Here is a 20,634-nt window from a genome sequence, read left to right as displayed (position 1 = left end):
AAAATTTTATAATTATCTTTGTTTAGTGTTCTAAAGAAATTAAATGAATGCACTTGGAAAAATTCTGGCTTATTCAAAATCTTATAAATATCATTATATTCTTAATATATCATGTAATTTTTTACACTCTTTGTTTTCAGTCATATCAATAATATCTATTTCTCCTGTATTGAGTATTTTATTAGATGTTTCTGATAAAAAAAAAGGAGAACATACTACATTTATTAATTTTTTGGATGGTTCTTTTAATTTTATTCAAAAAAATTTTCATTACTATATAGAAATTTTCTCATATAAATATGGAAAAATAAAAACGCTTGGAATATTCTGCATTTTTATCATTATTCTTTTTTTTATTCGTAATATATTTAGGTATTTAGCTGAATATTTCATGATAGGAATAAGAACATCTATAGTCCGAAATATTCGGAATGATTTTCATCAAAAAGTATTGTCTTTACCCGTATTTTTTTTTTCTGATAAAAAGAATGGAGATTTAATGTCCAGATTATCTAATGATGTAAATGAAATAGAAGTGTCTATTGTTAACTCTTTAGCTAACATCATCAGTTCTCCTATTATGGTTTTTTTTCATTTGCTTACTTTATCTTTTATGAGTTATCAGTTGACTTTATACGCCTTTGTTATACTTCCATTAATGGGAACTTTAATATCTATTATAGGTATAAGTTTAAAAAAGGACGCTATAGGAGCTCAACATCAATTAGGAAAATTGTTTTCTGTAATAGAAGAAACTTTAAATTATACAAAAATTATAAATATTTTTAATGTTGAAAATCAGATGCAAAAACGTTTTGAAAATATATCAGAATGTCAAAGAAGACTTTCCGCTCGTGTAAATCGTAAAAAAGAATTAGCTTCTCCTGTTAGTGAGTTTATAGGTTCTATCACAATGATTTTGATTGTTTGGTATGGAGGAAAACTTTTTTTAGAAAAAAAAGGAATGGCTACAGAAACCCTTTTTTCTTTTGTAGGATTATTTTTTCAAATTATTAATCCAGCAAAAAATTTAGTTAATTCCATATCGAATATTCAAAAAGGAAAAGCTTCAGCAGAACGTATTGTAGAAATATTAAATACTAAATGTCTTTCAAAAGAACGAACACGGTCTAAATCCATTTATCACTTTAAAAATGAAATTTTATTTCGTAATGTTTCATTAACATATAATAAATTAGTTATAATTCAAAATTTAACTTTTTCTTTAAAAAAAGGACAAACTATAGTTTTAGTAGGAAGATCTGGAAGTGGAAAATCTACTATAGCTAATTTACTAGCTAATTTTTATGATGTTTCATCAGGGGAAATAACTATTGACGGAATTAATATTAAATATTTAAAAAATAGAGAATATAGAAGATTATTAGGGATGGTTACGCAAGAACCTGTCCTTTTTAATGATTCTGTTTTCAATAATATTGCTTTGGGTTTAGAAAGAGCTTCTACAAGAGCCGTAATACAAGCAGCTAAAATGGCTAATGCTCATGATTTCATAAAAAAATTGCCAAAAGGATATAATACTATTATTGGATATAATGGGAACAAATTATCTATGGGACAAAGACAAAGAATTTGTATAGCTAGAACGGTGTTAAAAAATCCTCCAATTATGATATTGGATGAACCTACTTATTCTCTCGATACAGAATCCGAAATAGTAGTTCAAAAAGCTTTAAATAAGATGTTGAAAAATAGAACTTCATTAGTTATAGCCCATCGATTATCTTCTACTATTATCCAAAATGCAGATCATATTATCGTATTAGAGAAAGGAAAAATAATAGAACAAGGAAAACATCAAGTTTTAATTTCAAAAAAAGGGACTTACAGAAATTTACTTTCTTTGCAAAGTTTTTAATAATCAAAATGAAGGACTTTTTGTTAAATTATATTCTAGATATAGTGGAAAATCCTATCATCTCCATTTCTATTATAGGAAATTTATTTTTTATAGAAAGTATTTTATCAATAGATAATGCAGCTGTGCTAGCTTCTATGATTATGGATCTGAAGGATGAAGATAGAAAAAGAGCTTTGAAATACGGAATTTTTGGAGCTTATTTATTCAGAGGAATTGCGCTTTTATGCGCTTCTTTATTAATTAAAATTTGGTGGTTAAAACCATTAGGAGGACTATATTTAATTTACCTTGGATTAAATCATTTTTTTTCATCTTTATCAAAGAATTCTTCTATTAAAAAAAACAGGGATGGAAAACTTAAAAATTCTTTTTGGATGGTTCTTCTTTCTATAGAAATAATGGATTTGGCTTTTTCTATTGATAATCTATTTGCTGCTGTCGCTTTATCAGAAAACTTTTTATTAATTTTTTTAGGGGTATTTATAGGAATATTAGCTATGAGATTTGCAGCTCAAGGATTTGTGAAGCTCATGGATATATATCCATTCTTAAAAAATTCAGCATTTTCCGTAATTTTATTACTTGGAATAAAACTTATATTATCTCCTTTTATTCATTCCATGAAAATTTTATCGTTTTCTTTAGAGGGTTTTTTTTCATTTCTTACCGTAGCTATATTTTTATTTCCAATGATTATTTCATGGATATTTTCTACGACAAAAAATAAATTAAACTAATATGAGGATTGGATCTTCTAACAGGTTCTTTAAATGCTGAAGAAAATTACTCCCTGTAGATCCATCTATTATTCTGTGATCACAAGATAAAGTCACTTTCATGACATATCCGATTGCAATTTCAGAATTTTTTACAATGGGTTTTTCTGTAATAGTTCCTATAGAAAGGATAGAAGAATTAGGAATATTAATGATAGAAGTAAAAAATTCTATTCCATACATCCCTAGATTTGAAACTGTAAATGTACTATTTTCTATTTCTTCTGGTTTTATTTTTCTAGACTTTGAACGTAAAACTTTATCTTTGATTTCTTGAGATATTTGTAGCAATGATTTTTGATCTGCATTTTGGATCACTGGAACAATCAGCCCTTCTTTGACTGCTACTGCAACTCCAATATTAATGGAAGAATGATAGATTATTTCTTCTTCTTTCCATGAAGTATTTACATTAGGATTCTTTTTCAAAGAAAGTGCAACGGCTTTAATAATAATATCATTAAAAGAAATTTTTTCTTCGATAGAGAGTTTTTTATTTAAATCTTTTCTTAATTGTATCATTTTTTCTACATCGATTTCAATAATGAGATAATAGTGAGGAGCTGTAAATTTAGAATTAGTTAAATGTTCAGCTATTTTTTTTCTCATAGAAGAAAGAATAACCCGTCTATCATCCATTTTTTCATAGACGATTTTTCTATTATTACCTACATCTACATCTAATGTTTTTTCGTATGTTTCAATATCTCTTTTAATGATACGACCGTGATCTCCACTTCCTTTTATCTGATTGATAGAAATCCCTATTTCTTTGGCCATCTTTTTTGCTAAAGGAGAAATAAAAATCCTATCTTTATTTTTCTTTTTATTCTCATTAGAAAATATTTTTTCAACATTTTCATCCTTGATTTTTTCTTTTTTTTCTTTTGAATTTTTAATAATATGGCTAATATCTTCTCCTTCTTTCCCAATAATGGCTAATATATCATTGACTCGTGTTTTTTCCCCTTCTTTTACGCCAATAAAAAGAAGAATTCCACTAACGTCAATTTCAAAATCTTGAGTAGCTTTATCCGTTTCAATTTCTGCTAAAATGTCTCCTTCGGAAACTTTGTCTCCTACTTTTTTATTCCATTTGATTACAGTCCCCTCTTCCATTGTATCACTCAATTGGGGCATGGATATTATTTCCGCCATGATTTTTCAGATATTTATTAAACAAGTAACATAATATAAAATCAGGAAGGTATCACTTTATCCAAAAAAGGATAATTTGATTCGTTATAAACAACATCATACATATGTTCTAAAGAAGGATCATTCGAATTTTCTGCAAATTCGACACAAGAATCTACTTCTTTTTTTATTTTATTTTCAATAGAATTTAATCTTTCTATGGTTTCCCACTTATTTTGTATAATGATTTTTTTTAATTTCAAAATTGGATCCTTTTTTTTATAGGAATGAACTTCTTCTTTACTACGATATGATTCCGCGTCAGACATAGAATGTCCTCTATATCTATAAGTTTTAATATCTAAAAATGTAGATCCATTTCCACTTCTAGCTCTTTCAATAGCTGTATAAGCTGCTTTAGCTATTTTTTCAGGATCCATTCCATCTACAGGAAAAGATGGCATTCCATACGAATGACCGATTTTATAAATTTCCTCTATATTTGTACTCCTTTTTACGGACGTACCCATAGCATATTGATTATTTTCACATATAAAAACAACAGGAAGTTTCCATATCATAGCCATGTTAAAAGTTTCATGTAAAGCCCCTTGTCTAACAGCCCCATCTCCCATAAGTGTAAGCGTGACTGCATCTCTATTGAAATATTTATCTGCGAAAGCAATTCCAGCTCCTAGAGGAATTTGTCCTCCTACAATTCCATGTCCACCATAAAAACGATGTTTTTTGCTGAAAATATGCATTGATCCTCCCATTCCATGAGATGTTCCGGTGACCTTTCCTAGGAGTTCAGCCATCACTTTTTTTGGGTCTACGCCCATAGAAATAGGTAATATATGACATCTATAAGCGGTAATTATTTTATCTTTAGACATATCCATAGCATGAGTCAACCCAGCAGGAAGTGCTTCTTGTCCATTATATAGATGTAAAAATCCTCTAATTTTTCGTTTTAAGTATAGGGAACGACATTTTTCCTCAAATTTTCTCCAAAAAGACATATCTTCAAACCACTTTAGGTAAGTTTCTGTGGTAATTTCTTTCATAAACTTTATGAAATTATCGTATACAAATTTAATCTTTAAGATATAAATCTACAAAGAATTTAGATGAAATGAATCAGACTTTCTAAGGAATTTTTTCTAGATCCTTTAATTAAGATATAATCTGCTTTTAGAGAATTATTCTTAATCCATTGAATAAAAATATTTTTATGAAAAAATTTTCGTATCCTATTAGAGGAATTTCTATTTGTATTATAAAATATTTCTCCAATTAAGAAAATTGTATTTATATTGCTTTTTTCTAAAAATGAAATGATTTTCGCATGTTCATTCTTAGAAAAAGACCCCAATTCTAACATATCTCCTAATATAGCTATTTTATTTCCTTTAATTTGATTAAAAAATGTAAGAGTTCCTATCATACTGCTAGGATTAGCATTATAACAATCTACTATAATTTTTACATTTTCTCTTTCTAAAATTTGAGAACGATGATTATTGGGAATATAGTCTTCTACAGCTTTTTTTATTTTTTTTAAAGGAACTTGAAAATAATTTCCAATAGTTATAGCAGAAGCTATATTATACAAATTATAAGGACCAACCAATGAAGAAACTATTTGCATGTTTTTAATACATAATACCGATTTTAAATCAGTTTTGTTCCAAAAATATTTAATGGGGACATCTACTTCCGAATTAACTCTTTCCGAAAAAATATATCTGTCAATACCTAAACTATGAATTAATTGAATAGGATCATCTCCATTTACAAAAACTTTTTTTTTGTTTTTTTTTAAAAAATTATACAATTCCAATTTTCCACGAATCACTCCTTTCATATTTTTGAATCCTTCCAGATGAGCTTTTCCGAAATTCGTTATATATCCATAGTTTGGATGAATAATAGAACACATTTTTTGTATTTCTTTTTCTTGATTTGCTCCAATTTCTACAACGGAAATTTGTGTATTTTTAGGCATAGATAACAAGGTTAATGGAATTCCTATATGATTGTTGAAATTTTTTTTAGTAGAATGAACCACTTTATATTTTTTAGAGAGAATAGCTGTTGTTAATTCTTTAGTCGTCGTTTTCCCATTACTTCCTGTAATGGCAATAATGGGTACTCTATTAAGTTGTAATCGATGATATCGAGCCAATTTTTGTAAAGAACATAAAGCATTTTTTACAAAAAAAATGTTTTTATGAGGAAAAGAATATTTTTTATTATCTACAATAGCCATCATGGCTCCATTTGAAATTGCCTCATGAGCAAACTGATTTCCATCAAAATTGTTTCCTTTTAAAGCAAAAAAAATGGAGCCATTTTTGACTTTTTTACTATTTATTTCTATCCCGGAAGAAATAGTATACACTCTATACAAATCTTGTGTTTTCACAGATCTAATTTAGTAAAAATGAATAGATCCTCCTACAGAATATCCTTTTCCAGTTTCATCTTTAAATTATTAATGTTAGTAATTACTGTTCTTTTTTGATCTTTAATATAAGAAATATAACCTGTTTCTTCGGAAATAACCAGACAGATTGCATCTGTTTTTTCGGATAACCCAATGGCAGCTCTGTGACGAAGACCTAAACGAGATGGAATTTCTTTGTTGTAAGAAACGGGAAGTATGGCTCTCGTTCTTACTATTTTATCTCCTATCACAACTACAGCTCCATCATGTAATGGACTATTTTTATAAAAAATACTTTCTAAAATTGGAATATTTACTTTCGCTTCCATTTCATCTCCATTCTGGATAAATTCTTTTATATCTTGATGCATTTGAATAACAATTAATACTCCTGTTTTATCTCCTGATAAAATAGCACAAGCCTTTACGATACTATCTATTGTTTCTGTTTTCACAGAAACGCCGGATTTTCTAAAAAGAGAAATAATAAATTTTTTAAAAAAAATTTTGCTCCCAACTATGAGAAGAAATTTTCTAATTTCTGGTTGAAATAGAATGATTAAAGCTAAAAAACCTCCTTTAAAAAAAGCACTCATTACTATACTAAGGTATTTCATTTCATATGCTTCTACTATTTTCCAGAAAACAAAAGTCGCAATAATTCCGTAAAAAATATTTAATGCCGCTGTGTTATAAACAAGTCTATATACTTGTAATAAAATGATGGCTACCAGAAAAACATCTAAAATATCAATGAAAGAAATTTTCAAAAAATATAATAATGAAAAAACGGATTCATAAAAACAAAAATAATATACGTTTTTTAATGTAGACTGATTAGTTTAGTAGATTATATAATATTATTCCTATAATACTGTACCAATTTTACACACTCTACAGCTTCTTTTACATCGTGTACACGTAAAAAATTTGCTTTTTTCAAGAGAGCTATAGTGTGGATGATCGAAGTAGCATTTAAAGATTCTTCGGAAGAAATACTTAGAATGTTTTGAATCATCGATTTTCTAGATATTCCCACTAAAATTAGGTAATCTCCAAATCCTAGCAAAGATAAATGTTTTAATAATTGAAAATTTTGTTGTAATGTTTTTCCAAAACCAAAACCAGGATCTAAAATGATATCATTGATTCCATGTTTTTTCAACATGGATATTTTTCGAGAAAAAAAGTTGTTTATTTCTATAATTGTATTCTGATAACATGGTTCTTTTTGCATATTAAGAGGAATACCCTTCATATGACATAATATATATGGAATCCTAAGTTTCGATAATAAGGAAAACATTTTTTTATCTAGATTTCCTCCAGAAACATCATTTATAATTAAAGCTCCTTCTTCTACAGCTATTTTTGCTACTTTACTACGGAAAGTATCTATAGATATTCTAGTATTTGGAAATGTTTTTAGGATGGAACGAATAGACGGAATGACCCTATTGATTTCTTCTTCTTCTGTAGGAAATTTAGACCATGGACGAGTAGAACAACCTCCAACATCGATAAAATCAGATCCTTCTTTTAATAAATTTTCTACATGTCTTAGCATATGAAGTTCGGATTTTAGCTTTCCTCCATCATAAAAAGAATCAGGAGTGATATTAACTATACCCATAATTTTTGGTTCTTTAAAACACAATAAGGTCCCCCCACAATTAATTGTCATTAAAAAACTATTTTTACACTTACATACATATATATATAATTAAATGATATGAATCATATTTATATTGATTTTATCATGAAAAAATGTCAAGAATTATTTAAAGAAAAATTAAAATTTTATGATCTTTCATGGAAAGAGATCAAAATATCTTCTATAATAGATCAAATTTTTATGAAAGTAGTTCGTATTCAAAATATTCAAAAAAGGGGATTTCAAGAAGTAAAAGAAGAGAAAATTATAGATACATTTATAGATGTGATTAATTATATTGTAATTACATTAATAAAATTAAATATTGATTTTAAAAAAAAGGTTTCTCATTCTGAAGTCATGAACATTTATATTCAAAAATTTGATCAACTCAAAGATTTATATGGTGAACATACCCAAAATGAAAGGATTTCAATAGAAAACCTATTAGAAGAAATTTTGTATTTGAAACAAAAAGAAACAAAAATTTTATACAATAAATTAGAAAATATCTGTTTAAAAATGTTAAATATGACTATATTTTTATCAATGATAAATATTCCTAAAAAAAGAAATTAAAATTGGATTATCTTTCATCTATGTTATAGATATAAATAGAATTAAGAATATAAATGAAAAAAAAAATTGTAATTGCGAATTGGAAAATGAATCATGATTTCTATGAGACAACTTTTTTTCTCAGAAATTTATTAAAAATTCTTTTTGAAAAAAAAATTAATGACAAAAAAAAAATAATTATTGCTCCATCTTTTCCTTTCTTGCATATTTCAAATCAAATATTACAGGGAAGTTCTTTGAGTCTTGCGGCACAAAATATTTGTCAAATGGAAAATGGATCTTATACGGGAGAAGTATCTGCTTCCATGCTAAAATCTATAGGAATTCATAAAGTGATATTAGGACACAGTGAGCGGAGAAAATATTTTTATGAAACAAATGATATCTTACTAAAAAAGATTAAAATAGCATTAAAATATGGTTTTCATATTATTTTTTGTATCGGAGAAACTGCATTGGAAAGAGAAAAAAACGAACAATTTCTGATAGTTAAAAAACAATTGGAAGAAACCGTCTTTTATTGTTCTTTAGAAGAAATTAGTAATCTTATCATGGCTTATGAGCCTATATGGGCTATTGGAACTGGAAAAACAGCTTCTCCTGAAGAAGCACAGACCATGCATCGATATATTCGATCCTTATTTATAGATAAATATGGAGAAACCGTTTCAAAAAAAATGTCTATTTTATATGGAGGAAGTATAAACGATCTTAATGCAAGAAATCTTTTTTATCAAGAAGATATAGATGGAGGTCTTGTAGGAAATTATTCACTAGAAATCGAAAAATTTTTGAAAATTATTCAATCTTAATATCTTCTTGTTTTTTTTATAGGCCTCGTAGCTTAATAGGATAGAGCATCTGACTACGGATCAGAAGGTTATGGGTTCGAATCCCTTCGAGGTCTCATAGATTGAAATTATTATCCTAAATAAGGTTTAAGTATTTTGCTTCTAGAAGAATGTTTCAATCTTTTTAAAGCTATGCTCTCAATTTGTCTTACCCGTTCTCTGGTTAAATCGCAAGATTGTCCAACTTCTTCTAGAGTCATAGGTGGAGATCCATTCAACCCAAAATGTAATATGATAACACGACGTTCTCTTTCGCTTAAAGTTTCCAAAATTCTTTTTATATCTTTACGAAGAGATTCTTTTTCTAAATGTTCATCTGGACGAGGAGATTCATCGGACCTTACCAAATCATACAAATTAGAATCCTCCCCTTCTATTAAAGGAGCATCCATAGAGACATGTCTTCCTGAATTTTTGATAGACTCCTCCACATCTTTTTCATTCATATCTAAATGTTCTGCTATTTCTCTCGCAGAAGGTGTTCTTTGAAGTTCTTGCTCTAATTGAGCTAGAGTTTTGAGGATTTTGTTCAATAAAGCTAATTTGTTTGTTGGTTGACGAATTGAACGGGACTGTTCTGCTATAGCTTGTAAAATAGCTTGCCTGATCCACCAAACCACATAAGAAATACATTTAAATCCTCTAGTTTCATCAAAACGTAAAATTCCTTTTATTAAACCTAAATTCCCTTCATTAATTAAATCACATAAACTTAATCCTTGATTTTGATACTGTTTAGCTACAGAAACTACAAAACGTAAATTTGCATTAACAAGTTTTTCTATAGCAGAAGAATCCCCTTCTCTTGCTCTACGAGCGTATTCAACTTCTTCTTCCGGAGTCAATAGGGGAATTTTTCCTATTTCATGAAGGTATTTATCTAATGATTCAGATTCACGATTTGTGACTTGTTTAGTAATTTTAAGTTGTCTCATGTAGTTTTATTATTTTTAATCATTTTTTTGGACGAGGTAAAAGGACTTTTCTAGAGAGTTTCATTTTTTTGTTTTTATCATCAATTCCCATAAATTTTACTTCAATGATATCTCCAATATGCAATTCATCTTCTATATTATTTAATCTTTTCCATCCTATTTCAGAAATATGCAATAAGCCTTCCACTCCTTTAGATATTTCTACAAAAGCTCCAAAATCTTTTATAGACTTTACTTTTGCTTTATAAACCTTTCCAATTTCAGGAACAAAAGTAATTTCTTTAATTCTATTAATGGCCTGTTTCATTTTTTGATAATCTTTTCCTATAATTTCAATAGCCCCCATATCTCCTTTTTCTTCAATAAGTATACTGGTATCTGTACAAGATTGTATTTCTTGAATAACTTTCCCACCGGGACCAATAACCGCACCTATGAAATCTTTAGGAATATTGAAAGTATATATTTTAGGAGCGTTAGGTTTTAGTTTATTTCTATATTTTGGTAAAATTTCTAGCATTTTTTTTAGAATAAACAGACGACCTTCTAAAGCTTGCATTAAAATCTGATTTAAAAGATCATTAGTCAATCCTTGTATTTTTTTTACATCCATTTGACATGCTGTTATTCCATTTTTTGTTCCTGTTATTTTAAAATCAAGTTCTCCAAATCCGTCTTCATCTCCCATAATATCAGATAGAATAACTTTTTTTTCTTTATCTGTGAATAATCCCATAGCAATACCGGAAACAGGATTTTCAATAGTTATACCTGCATCCATTAAGGCTAAACTAGCTGCACAAACTGTTGCCATAGAAGAAGATCCATTAGATTCTAAAATATCCGAAACTACACGAATTGTATATGGATTATTATCAGGGATCACATTTTTTAAGGCACGTTGTGCTAAATTTCCATGGCCTACTTCACGTCTAGAGACTCCTCTAATTGGACGTATTTCTCCTGTAGAAAAAGGAGGAAAATTATAATGTAGATAAAATTTTTCCTGGTTCTCCATAATCACATTATCAATTTTATTGGCATCCAAAGATGAACCTAATGTTACAGTAGTTAACGATTGAGTTTCTCCTCTCGAGAATAAAGCGGACCCATGAACTCCAGGAAGATAATCCACAATCCCCCATACAGAACGTATTTGTTTGTTATTTCGACCATCTAGTCGAATTCCTTCATCCAAGATCATATGTCGGACTACTTTTTTTTTAATCTCTTCATAATATTGATCAATAAAAATTTCATTTTTATCCCTCTCTTCTATGGATAAATTTTTTTTAAAATTATTTAAAATAGTTTTTTCTTGAATAGACCTAGTTTTTTTATCCAAAAAATCTTTGTAAATTCCATAAATTTTTTCGTAAGAAAAAGAAAAAAGTTCTTTTTCTAAAAATTCCTTCTCTAATGAATGATAGATCCTATTGTTCTCTTTAAAGTCAAAAAAACGATGTTTTGGAATTTTTTTTACCAATCTTTTTTGAGCTTCTATTTGAGGTTTTATGGCATTATGAGCTATATTTATAGCTTGCAAAAATTCTTTCTCTGTAATTTCTTTCATCTCCCCTTCTATCATGATAATGGAATGCTCAGAAGCTCCTACTATTAAATCTATATCTGCTTTTTCCAATTGATCTAAACTTGGATTTATAATGAATTTACCATTTACGCGGATAATACGAATTTCTGATATAGGCCCATTGAATGGGATTCCAGCCACGGATAAAGCTGTGGAAGCGGCCAATCCAGCTAATTCATCTGGTAAAACCGTTTTATCATATGATAATAGGGAGATCATGATTTGTATTTCATTTCGAAAAAATTCTGAAAAAGTAGGCCTTAATACACGATCAACTAATCTCATTGTCAAAATCTCCTCATCAGAAGGTCTTCCTTCTCTTTTGATAAATCCACCAGGAATTTTTCCACCCGCAGAATATTTTTCTCTGTAATCTACTGTTAATGGTAAAAAATTAATCTCATTTTTTATTTCTTTAGAAATTACTACAGTAGCTAATAGTATGGTGTTTTTTGCCCGGACGACGGCAGCTCCATCTGCTTGTCTAGCTATTTCTCCTGTTTCTATAACAATCGTACGACCATCTTCTAAAGATATGATTTCTTTTAGTGTATCTGGCATATTTTATTCTTTATGGATTATTATAACAAAAAGAAACAATTAGAAGAAATCACAATCACATGCATGCAATGATCATTTTCTTAATCCTAGGAGTTGAATAATTTTTTTATAACTATTCATATCCTTTTTTTCTATATATTTCAATAATTTTTTTCTTTTTCCTACCAATTTTACTAGTGCTCTTTCTGTATTAAAATCCTTTTTGTTATTCTTAAGATGTTTACTTAAATGATTAATACGATAAGTAAATAAAGCTACTTGAGCTTTGGAAGACCCTGTGTCGAAAACAGAGGTTCCATAAGTCTTAAATATTTCTTTTTTTTTCTCTGCAGTCAAATACATACATATAATATCTCTTTACGTTTACGGATAATAAAGTTAAAAATATTTTGCTAATATGTGTTTTTTTTATGATATCTATCATTTCATGTTTAGCATAGAAAGAGAATCTATATATTTTCTATCATTAGAGAGACGCGGTATTTTATTTTGACCACCTAGTTTTTTGTGTTTTTTTAACCAATCGTAAAATAATCCATTTCTAGCTACGGATATTACTGGAGGACGTAATATCATGTTTTTATATCTTTTAATTTCATAATCAGAATTCAATGATTTTAATTCATTATCTAAAGTATCCCGAAAATAAGATAAATCTTTTGGTTTTTTTTTGAATTCGATAATCCATTCATGAGCCCCAGAATTTTTTTGATTCATATAAATGGGACCAGCTGTATATTCATGAATGATAGAATCTGTTTTTATGCAAGTTATATTTAAGGCTTTTTCTGCATTCTCTATGATTAATTCTTCTCCAAAAGTATTAATATAGTGGTTCGTTCTTCCAGAAATAGAAATCCTGTACGGAGATAAACTGGTAAATTTGATAGTATCTCCAACTATATATCTCCAAAGTCCAGCATTGGTGGAAACCACTAATGCGTAATTTTTTTTTAATTCGACTTTTTCAATGGGAATTATTTTTGGATAAGGATTATGAATCTCTTCCATAGGAATAAATTCATAAAAAATTCCATGATCCAATAAAAGTAAAAGATCTTCTACGTTTTTTTGATCCTGTACAGCAAAAAATCCTTCTGAAGCACTGTATACGTCATAGTAATTTACAGAATGACTAAATAAATCATTATATTGTTCTCTATATGGTTTAAAACTTACGCCTCCATGAAATATGACCTCTATATGTGGCCATATGTCATCAATTTTTTTTTTGTCAATTTTTTTTAATAAATAATTTAAAAAGATTAGCACCCAAGAACAAACTCCTAATAAAATACGAACATCTTTTTGAGCAGTTTCTCTAACAAGAGTTTTTAATTTATCTTCCCATTCACTCATTAAAGCTACTTTTTTTCTAGGAATACTAATATTTTCTGCCCAAAAAGGCATATTCTTGATTAAAATAGAAGACAAATCTCCATAAAAAGTATTATAATTTCTATATAATTCGTGACTTCCTCCTAAACGCAAAGCTTTTCCAAAGAATATTTTTGTTTTTGGATGATTATGAATATATATAGACAACATATCTTTTCCCGCTTTATAGTGACATTCATGCATGGATAATTTTGTGACAGGAATATACTTACTTTTTGTACTTGTAGTTCCAGAAGATCTAGCAAACCATTTTACTTTTCCTGGCCATAATAGATTCTTTTCGCCTTTACGAATTCTTTCAATTATAGGTTTTAAATCGGTATATTTGCATATAGGTATTCTTTCAGAGAATTGTTGATATTTTTTGATATCGTGGAATCCATGTTTTTTTCCAAATTCCGTATTTTTAGCATAAGCAATCAGTTGATGAATTAATTTGTATTGTATTTCTATTGGATGACGAATGATCGACTCTATTCTTTTTATTCTTCTTTTAAGAAAAACAGAAGTGAAATATCCAGACAAATACTTCATTATATTAGATTATTTTTTTGGATAAATAAATAGATACAATTCCAAATGTTAGTTTTTGTGAGTGTATGGGATTAAATCCGGAATATTTTAAAAATTTTTTCATTTTATTTCCACAATAAGAAAAAGATTTAATAGACTCTTGCAAGTAATTGTAAGCAAAATTATTTTTGGATAGAAAACTTCCTATTCTAGGAATAAGAAAATGAGAATAAAAATGATAAAATTTTTTTATATAAGGATTTGATGGTTTAGAAAACTCTAATATTTCCAAAAACCCCATTGGTTTAAGAATTCTATGTATCTCTTTGAAAGAAAGATGAAAGTGCTGAAAATTTCTTACTCCAAATGATATGGTCACTACGTCAAAAGTAGCGTTTTCAAAGGGCATATTTTGTGAATATCCTTGAATAAATTGGATTCTTTTTTCTAAAAAATTATCTTTTATTTTATTTCTGGCTATTCTTAGCATTTCTTTAGAAGGATCCAAGCCAATAACATAAGTTTTGTGAAATTTTTTAGCAATCAATAGAGCCAAATCTCCGGTACCTGTAGCTAAATCTAATACCTTTTGGATGTTTTTTGTACTAAATCGAGTTAGCAGTTCTATTACTTTTTTTCTCCATATGAAATCTATTCCAAAAGATAAAAGGTGATTAAGAAAATCATATTTTGATGAAATATTATCAAACATTTTTGTTAATTCTTCTTCTTTCGAAGAGAAAGGATATTTGTTCATAATATTATTTATATGTATAATTTACTTAAGAAAAACGATTCTTTGCAAAGAATTTTATTTTTTTACTTTTTAGTTATTATTTACAAATAAAAAAATGATTCGATCAATCATTACAGGGACTGGACATTATTTGCCAGAAAAGGTTATAAAAAGTAATCATTTTTTAAAACATACGTTTTACAATAAGAATGGATTAAAAATTGATAAATCAAATGAAGATATTATTAAAAAGTTTCAAAAAATTACAGAGATAAAAGAAAGAAGATATATAAACAACACTTTATTTAATTCTGACATTGCCACTATAGCTGCAAAAAGAGCTTTAGTTAATTCAAAAATTTATAAAGAAAAAATAGATTACATTATATCTGCTCATAATTATGGAGATATACATCCTATTTCTTTTCAATCTGATTTAATGCCTTCTCTAGCTGCTAGAGTGAAAAATAAACTTCAAATAAGAAATAAAAAATGTCGTCCCTATGATATGATTTTTGGTTGTCCAGGATGGATAGAAGGAATGATATTAGCTGATCAATTATTAAGATCTAAATACGCAAAAAATATACTGATTACTAGTTCTGAAACATTATCTAAAGTAATAGATCCACATGATAGAAATGCTATGATTTTTTCAGATGGAGCGGGAGCCGCCGTTTTGTCCGCTATTGAAATGAAAGAAGGAAATCACGGAATTCTTTATTATGACTCTCAATGTAATAATAATGAAGAATTACATTATTTGACTAATGGACATTCTTTAAACCCTGACTATAAAAAATCCTTAGTAAATATTAGAATGAATGGAAGACGTATCTATGAATATGCATTAACAGAAGTTCCAAATATGCTAAAAAGGATATTAGATCGTGCAAATTTACATCTTAAGGATATAAAAAAAATTCTTATTCATCAAGCTAATGCAAAAATGGATTATGCTATCTTAAAAAGATTATTGAAATTGTATGATTATTCATCTTATAACAAAGATTTTTGTAAAAATTTAATGCCTATGACTATTCAAAAATTAGGAAATTCTTCTGTAGCCACGGTTCCAACTTTGTTAGATTTGATTCTTCAAGGAAAGATGCCTCCTCATGAAATAAAACCTGGAGATACCATTATGATGGCTTCATTAGGAGCAGGAATGAATATCAATGGGATGATTTATCGTTTTCCTACAAAAAAATTATTATAATGAAAAAAAAAATACATCCTGAAAATTATCGACCTGTAGTCTTTAAAGATATTAATAACGAAAAAATGTTCATTTGTAGATCTACAGTGAAAACTAAAGAAACTATTCAAATAGACGGAAATAGCTATCCACTATATAAAATGGAAATATCTAGCTATTCCCATCCTTTTTTTACTGGAGAAAAGAGATTTTTGGGAAAAACAGGACCAGCAGAAAGATTTAAGAAAAAATATGAAAAATATAAAAAAATTGGATAAATGGATTTTTTTATATTATATGATGGAAGTACCGAATGGAAAAATTTGCGGCCTATTACCTTGACCAGGCCTATATCAGAAATTCGTTTAGGAATATTAACCATAAGAGAAAGATGGGAAAAATATCTTGGAGGAAAAGCTCTTGTTCTTACTAAGCCATATCTTTCAAAAAAATATGGAATGGAAAAAAATCCTATTACGGTTAAAAACGTATTTAAAAATATATTGCTCATCAATTCTTCATTTGTTCCTAATAATGAAGAATTGATTCCAATAATCTATAAGTTAAAAAAGGATGAAGCTATATTTTTCAAAGAAAAAATGGTAGCAGTACGAAGATCTCATTATAGATATAGAATAGATACTCCACATATGAAAAAATATAACAAAATATATCATATTAATCAAGTGGTTTATATTCAATATCCATGGGATATATTTCTAAAAAATGAAATTGTATTGAAACAAGATTTTTCTTTTTTAACAAAAGGAAAAAATTCATTTTCTTTGTTTGGAAATAATAACCTCATTTTCAAAGAAAAGATATTTTTAGAAGAAGATATAATAGCAGAAAATATCGTGTTAAATGCAAAATTAGGTCCAATATACCTTGAAAGAGGAGTTCAAATTATGGAAGGATCTATGATTAGAGGACCGGTAGCTATTTGTCAAAAATCTACACTAAATATGGGAACAAAAGTGTATGGATCTACAACTATTGGTCCATTTTGTAAAGTAGGGGGAGAAATAATCAATTCTGTAATATTTTCTTATTCTAATAAAGCTCATGATGGTTTTTTGGGAAATTCTATTTTGGGAGAATGGTGTAATTTAGGTGCTGGAACCAATATCTCTAATTTAAGAAATGATTATTCTAAAGTGACAGTTTGGAATTATGAAAAAAAAGATTTTTTTCCTATTGATGTTCAATTTTTTGGTTTGATTATGGGCGATTATTCGAAATCTTCGATTAATACTCAATTCAATACAGCTACAATAGTAGGCATCAATGCTAATATTTTTGGATATGGATTTCCACCTAGATACATTCCTTCTTTCACTTTAGGTGGCATACAAGAAAGAAAAGTAATTTCTTTTAAAAAAGTATGTGAAACAGCTGATAGGATGATGAATAGGAGAAATGTTTCTTTTTCTATTTCAGATAAGGATATTTTAGAATATTTATATAATTCTATGTATGAATGAAATATATTTGTTATTTTTTTAGGAAGAATGGTTGTATCAACCCTACCCTAATTTTTTTTTAGTTATTTAGTTTAGATTGTACAATAAATAAAATGATTTTATGCTGAAACATAATTTAGGTTATCCTCGCATAGGAATACGAAGGGAATTAAAAAGAGCTTGTGAAGCTTATTGGAATCATAAAATTCCTCATAAGGAATTATTCCACATTGGTAAAATGATACGGGAAGAAAATTGGAAAATACAAGAAAAATCTGGTTTAGATTTGATTCCGTGTAATGATTTTAGTTTTTATGATCATGTATTGGATATGTCTCTATTATTGGGAGTAATACCAGAATCTTATTCTTCAATTCCTATCATACATGATAATATTGATCTTTATTTTTCTATGGCTAGAGGATTCCAAAAAAATGGTTGGGATATAAAGGCCATGGAAATGACTAAATGGTTTAACACGAATTATCATTATATAGTTCCAGAATTTCAAAAAGATCAAAAATTTCATGTTTTCTCTAAAAAAGTATTCGAAGAGTTTGAAGAAGCTAAGAAATTTGTAGTGAATGGAATTCCAAAGCCAGTTTTAATTGGTCCTATTTCTTTTCTTTTTTTGGGAAAGGAGAAGAATAAATCTTTTCATAGAATGGATTTAATAGAGGATATTCTTCCTATTTACATACAAATAATACAAAGATTGATAGATCAAGGGGCTGTTTGGATTCAAATAGATGAACCTATTTTAGTTTTAGATTTAACTAAAAAAGAAATAGAGGCTTTTCAATATGCATATCAAAAAATATCCAATATTTTTTCCGGAATTAATATTTTATTAACATCTTATTTTAATGGAATTTCTGAAAATCTATTTTTTCTTAGGGATATTTCTATAAAAGCTTTACATATTGATTTGATAGAAGATCCAGAGCAATTGGAAGATATCTTAAATTTTTTAAGAGAAAAAGACATGATGTTATCTTTAGGATTAATCGATGGAAGAAATATTTGGAAAAATAATTATATGAATTCCATTAAACACATAGAAAAAGCAATCAAAATTTTAGGAGAAGAAAGAGTGATGATTGCACCTAATTGTTCTCTTTTACATGTTCCTTTAGATATAGAATCTGAGAGTTCTATTCATCCAGATGTAAAAAACAGAATGTCTTTTGCGAAACAAAAAATTTATGAATTAAGTGATTTAGAAAATATCATAAAAGGAAATCAGGGAATCTTATTGAAAAATTTGGATTCTTTGGAAAAAGCAAAAGATTCTTCAATTATTCATAATCAAGAGGTAAAAAAAAGAGTTTTACAAGTAAAAAATGAGGATACAAAAAGAAAAAATTCTTTCAAAATACGTCAGAAGAAACAGCATAAAAAGTTTCGTCTTCCATTGTTTCCTACTACGACAATCGGTTCTTTTCCTCAAACAAAAGAAATTCGTACTTTAAGGAGTCAATTTCGCAGAAACGAATTAAGTAAAGAAGAATATGAAAAAAGAATTGAAGAATTTATTATCGATCTTATTCGAAAACAAGAAGAAATAAATCTAGATGTTTTGGTACATGGAGAGTTTGAGAGAAATGATATGGTAGAATTTTTTTCAGAAAAATTAAAAGGATTTCTTTCTACTGAAAATGGATGGGTTCAGAGTTATGGAAGTCGTTGTGTGAAACCTCCTGTGATTTATGGAGATGTTAGCAGATCTAATGATATGACAGTTAAATGGATATCTTTTGCACAGTCTAAAACAAATAAGTTAATGAAAGGAATGTTAACTGGACCTGTGACTATATTACAATGGTCTTTTGTCAGAGATGATCAACCACTTTCTACTACAGCTTATCAGATTGCCTGGGCTATTAGAGATGAAGTAAAATCTTTAGAGAAATCTGGAATTCAAATAATTCAAATAGATGAACCAGCTCTTAGAGAGGGGCTTCCCTTAAAAAGAAAGGATTGGAAAGGATATTTTGATTGGTCTATTAAAGCTTTTCGTATTTCTTCAAGTGGAGTAGAAGATGAAACACAAATTCACACACATATGTGTTATAGTGAATTTAATGATATATTAGAACATATAGCAGATTTAGATGCAGATGTCATTACTATGGAAACTTCAAGGTCTAAAATGGAACTGCTACAGGCTTTTTCAGAATTTTCTTATCCTAATGAAATTGGACCAGGAGTATATGATATTCATTCTCCAAGAATTCCTACTGTAGAAGAAATATTTGATTTAATTCAAAAAGCTTCTAATAAATTGCCAATTAGAAATATTTGGGTGAATCCAGATTGTGGATTAAAAACGAGAAAATGGGAGGAAGTTATTCCTTCACTTAAAAATATGACACAAGCAGCAAAAAAGTCTAGAGAAAAATTCATAAATTAGATAGAAAAAGATCTTATCAAATTTGTGTAAAATCTTTGAAATGACGTTACAGGATAGAGAAGAAAGAATCAAAAAAGAATTTTATTTTCTCAAAAATTGGGAAGAAAAATATGAATATCTGATAGATTTAGGAAGGAAATTACCAAAAAAATCTGATAAATTTAGATCTGAAGATAAATTGATTTATGGATGTCAATCTAAAGTTTGGTTAGATGCTAAATTAAAAGAAAAACTGGTTTTTTTTGATGCAGATAGTGATGCATTGTTACCTAAAGGAATGGCTGCTCTTATGATTAGCGTTTATTCTGGAAATTCTCCTTTTGAAATTGTTTCTTCGAAGGCAAATTTTATTTATGAAATAGGCTTTCAAACATTTTTATCTCCGATTCGAGCTAATGGGATACTCTTATTTTTAAAAAAAATAAAGTTGTATGCCATTGCTTTTAATGCTAAACTATCTGTTAGCTTGAATGGTAAAATTTCATAAAAATTTTACCA

19 protein-coding genes and 1 tRNA gene are annotated in these 20,634 nt (G+C 28.0%); 10 read left to right on the top strand and 10 right to left on the bottom strand.

The features are described 5' to 3' along the window. The first annotated feature begins 43 nt into the window (after positions 1-43). Both H0H60_RS02755 and H0H60_RS02750 read left to right on the top strand, forming a co-directional pair. On the top strand, positions 44-1,879 hold the full coding sequence (locus H0H60_RS02755) for an ABC transporter ATP-binding protein (RefSeq protein ID WP_185862635.1): 1,836 nt from the start codon (positions 44-46) through the stop codon (positions 1,877-1,879). An 8-nt stretch (positions 1,880-1,887) separates the two neighbouring features. Continuing rightward, a complete protein-coding gene (locus tag H0H60_RS02750) occupies positions 1,888-2,619 on the top strand; it encodes a TerC family protein (RefSeq protein WP_185862634.1) in 732 nt (243 codons plus the stop codon). Here H0H60_RS02750 and H0H60_RS02745 read toward each other — a convergent pair. The 5 genes from H0H60_RS02745 to folP form a co-directional block, all read right to left on the bottom strand. Beyond that, the gene (locus H0H60_RS02745) at positions 2,611-3,816 is read right to left on the bottom strand and encodes a dihydrolipoamide acetyltransferase family protein (protein WP_185862633.1); all 1,206 of its coding nucleotides are present in this window, start codon (positions 3,814-3,816) and stop codon (positions 2,611-2,613) included. The genes H0H60_RS02750 and H0H60_RS02745 overlap by 9 nt on opposite strands. A gap of 41 nt (positions 3,817-3,857) precedes the next feature. Further along, positions 3,858-4,862, bottom strand: a complete 1,005-nt coding sequence (pdhA, locus tag H0H60_RS02740) for a pyruvate dehydrogenase (acetyl-transferring) E1 component subunit alpha (RefSeq protein WP_185849727.1) — start codon at positions 4,860-4,862, stop codon at positions 3,858-3,860. A gap of 59 nt (positions 4,863-4,921) precedes the next feature. Further along, a complete protein-coding gene (locus tag H0H60_RS02735) occupies positions 4,922-6,223 on the bottom strand; it encodes a UDP-N-acetylmuramoyl-tripeptide--D-alanyl-D-alanine ligase (protein ID WP_185862632.1) in 1,302 nt (433 codons plus the stop codon). A 32-nt stretch (positions 6,224-6,255) separates the two neighbouring features. After that, positions 6,256-7,014, bottom strand: a complete 759-nt coding sequence (locus H0H60_RS02730; RefSeq protein WP_185862631.1) for a diadenylate cyclase — start codon at positions 7,012-7,014, stop codon at positions 6,256-6,258. An 80-nt stretch (positions 7,015-7,094) separates the two neighbouring features. Continuing rightward, positions 7,095-7,928, bottom strand: coding sequence for a dihydropteroate synthase (folP, locus tag H0H60_RS02725; RefSeq protein WP_185862630.1), 834 nt, complete (start codon positions 7,926-7,928; stop codon positions 7,095-7,097). Positions 7,929-7,976: 48 nt separating this feature from the next. Here folP and H0H60_RS02720 point away from each other — a divergent pair, with 48 nt between their 5' ends. From H0H60_RS02720 to H0H60_RS02710, 3 genes are all read left to right on the top strand, one after another. After that, positions 7,977-8,477: a DUF1599 domain-containing protein gene (locus tag H0H60_RS02720; RefSeq protein ID WP_185862629.1), complete on the top strand. Its 501-nt coding sequence runs from the start codon at positions 7,977-7,979 to the stop codon at positions 8,475-8,477. Between the two features lie 53 nt (positions 8,478-8,530). Continuing rightward, positions 8,531-9,289, top strand: coding sequence for a triose-phosphate isomerase (tpiA, locus tag H0H60_RS02715; RefSeq protein ID WP_185862628.1), 759 nt, complete (start codon positions 8,531-8,533; stop codon positions 9,287-9,289). A 21-nt stretch (positions 9,290-9,310) separates the two neighbouring features. Continuing rightward, a tRNA-Arg gene (locus H0H60_RS02710) sits at positions 9,311-9,384 on the top strand. A gap of 15 nt (positions 9,385-9,399) precedes the next feature. On the opposite strand, the gene H0H60_RS02705 is transcribed toward H0H60_RS02710, so the two are convergent. From H0H60_RS02705 to ubiE, 5 genes are all read right to left on the bottom strand, one after another. Next, complete coding sequence (locus tag H0H60_RS02705; protein ID WP_185849721.1) at positions 9,400-10,263, bottom strand: sigma-70 family RNA polymerase sigma factor; 864 nt, start codon at positions 10,261-10,263, stop codon at positions 9,400-9,402. 19 nt (positions 10,264-10,282) lie between these two features. Beyond that, positions 10,283-12,415, bottom strand: a complete 2,133-nt coding sequence (locus H0H60_RS02700) for a polyribonucleotide nucleotidyltransferase (protein WP_185862627.1) — start codon at positions 12,413-12,415, stop codon at positions 10,283-10,285. A gap of 72 nt (positions 12,416-12,487) precedes the next feature. Beyond that, positions 12,488-12,757, bottom strand: a complete 270-nt coding sequence (gene rpsO / locus H0H60_RS02695; RefSeq protein WP_185849719.1) for a 30S ribosomal protein S15 — start codon at positions 12,755-12,757, stop codon at positions 12,488-12,490. Positions 12,758-12,835: 78 nt separating this feature from the next. Then, complete coding sequence (locus H0H60_RS02690) at positions 12,836-14,347, bottom strand: GH3 auxin-responsive promoter family protein (protein ID WP_185862626.1); 1,512 nt, start codon at positions 14,345-14,347, stop codon at positions 12,836-12,838. Between the two features lie 4 nt (positions 14,348-14,351). Further along, positions 14,352-15,083, bottom strand: a complete 732-nt coding sequence (gene ubiE / locus H0H60_RS02685; protein WP_185862625.1) for a bifunctional demethylmenaquinone methyltransferase/2-methoxy-6-polyprenyl-1,4-benzoquinol methylase UbiE — start codon at positions 15,081-15,083, stop codon at positions 14,352-14,354. Between the two features lie 94 nt (positions 15,084-15,177). Between ubiE and H0H60_RS02680 the strand changes: the two genes are divergently transcribed. The 5 genes from H0H60_RS02680 to H0H60_RS02660 all read left to right on the top strand — a co-directional run bounded on the left by H0H60_RS02680 (position 15,178) and on the right by H0H60_RS02660 (position 20,623). Then, complete coding sequence (locus H0H60_RS02680) at positions 15,178-16,281, top strand: 3-oxoacyl-ACP synthase III family protein (RefSeq protein ID WP_185862624.1); 1,104 nt, start codon at positions 15,178-15,180, stop codon at positions 16,279-16,281. Then, positions 16,281-16,538 carry a type B 50S ribosomal protein L31 gene (locus tag H0H60_RS02675; RefSeq protein ID WP_185862623.1) on the top strand — a complete coding sequence of 86 codons (258 nt, stop codon included), beginning with the start codon at positions 16,281-16,283 and terminating at the stop codon, positions 16,536-16,538. The genes H0H60_RS02680 and H0H60_RS02675 overlap by 1 nt, the downstream gene beginning before the upstream one ends. After that, positions 16,539-17,744, top strand: coding sequence for a putative sugar nucleotidyl transferase (locus H0H60_RS02670; RefSeq protein WP_185862622.1), 1,206 nt, complete (start codon positions 16,539-16,541; stop codon positions 17,742-17,744). Positions 17,745-17,844: 100 nt separating this feature from the next. Further along, the gene (gene metE / locus H0H60_RS02665; RefSeq protein WP_185862621.1) at positions 17,845-20,136 is read left to right on the top strand and encodes a 5-methyltetrahydropteroyltriglutamate--homocysteine S-methyltransferase; all 2,292 of its coding nucleotides are present in this window, start codon (positions 17,845-17,847) and stop codon (positions 20,134-20,136) included. Between the two features lie 40 nt (positions 20,137-20,176). Beyond that, positions 20,177-20,623: a SufE family protein gene (locus H0H60_RS02660; RefSeq protein WP_185862620.1), complete on the top strand. Its 447-nt coding sequence runs from the start codon at positions 20,177-20,179 to the stop codon at positions 20,621-20,623. The last annotated feature ends 11 nt before the right edge of the window (positions 20,624-20,634 follow it).

It is taken from the genome of Blattabacterium cuenoti, assembly GCF_014251735.1.
Classification (GTDB): domain Bacteria; phylum Bacteroidota; class Bacteroidia; order Flavobacteriales; family Blattabacteriaceae; genus Blattabacterium; species Blattabacterium cuenoti_C.
The sequence above is the reverse complement of the archived record's forward strand: the minus strand, read 5'-3'. Positions and strand labels throughout refer to the sequence as shown.